Genomic DNA, 1,251 nt, shown 5'->3' on the forward strand with positions numbered 1-1,251 from the left:
GTAGATTCCGGTGGAGCTATTTAAGTAGGCGATCGGGCGACGTATATCAAAATACGCCACGCTAAAATCGATCATATCGGCTACGCGGATCTTAGCGCCGATCTCATGCTGCTTGGAGCGATACGGCGACGTAGAGGCGACCTCGCCCGCATATGGACTGCCAGCCGGATAAGTATAGGTAGAGCCTTGCTGTAAGCTATCTGCGTAAGTGTAGTAGATGCTAGCGTCCTCTATCGGATGAAAGATCAAGCTGCCCGCCCAGCTAAGCCCCGATTTGTCGTAGTCTTTCTTTAATCGTTGCTGATACTTATCATAGGACTTCGACTTCATCCAAGCATTCGAAGCGCTTAACATTACGTCAAATTTATCGTTTATCGTGATATCGTCTAGCACCGAGACATTATACATATCCAAGATCGCGTAGTGATATAGCCCGCTTCCGCGCCTAGCGTTAGTGTAATCTAAAATTTTAGGATCGTTTATATTGCCGATAGTAGGCGAAGTATAGTTGGTGCTACTGTTTTTATATCTATCCTGCGTCCAGTGGTATCCGTTGGTCTGTACGCTAAAATCATGCTCGATATCGCCCGTATTAACCTGCGTGTTTGCCTTGAGATAGCCGCTTGGCAGGTCGAATCTATATGCCGCCGTAGCACCGCCGCTGTGTCTGGTTTGATAATCGCCCGGCTTCGTATATTGCGGATGCGTGCTAGGCAAGATGTAGTTTACGACGCCGTGAGTATCACGATCGGCGCGCTGAAACTGAAAGCCGCCCTCTAAATACCATTTATCGGTAGGCGTAAATTTAAATTTAGCGCTTGCGGTCGTGGTTTTTAGATGCATACCCCCAAAGCTCTGTCCAAGACCGCGTTTTGAGGAATCCACCGCCTTTGGAAGCTCCATGCCGTCTACGATCTTGCCGTCTCGCACGCCCAGAGCAAACTGCCCTGCAAAGCCCTTGGTATTGTGCTCGTAATAGCTCGCCGCGGTTTCAAACGTTAGATCGCCCGTCGGATAAAATTCCATCGTGACGCTGGCTAAGCGGCGCTGTAAATTTGAACCCTTTGGCTGTCTGTCGCCGTTGGATCCGTAAAACACCGCGCGGTAGCCGAATTTTTCAAATTTATCGGATAGATCAAGCCCAAGACCTAGGTTACTTCGCGACATGTAATCGCTCCAAATTATGTATTGATCTTTTACCGGGCGCTTGCGCGTGTAGCTGAAAATTCCCACCGGATTTTGCGCGCCGTA

1 protein-coding gene is annotated in these 1,251 nt (G+C 49.1%); it reads right to left on the reverse strand.

Annotated features, from left to right (window positions below):
• Positions 1 to 1,251 (reverse strand): TonB-dependent receptor (locus Q0236_RS06815; protein ID WP_367274742.1); only part of this gene is annotated, 1,251 nt, incomplete at both ends.

Origin of the sequence: uncultured Campylobacter sp. (assembly GCF_938031315.1) — a bacterium.
Taxonomy (GTDB): Bacteria; Campylobacterota; Campylobacteria; order Campylobacterales; family Campylobacteraceae; genus Campylobacter_B.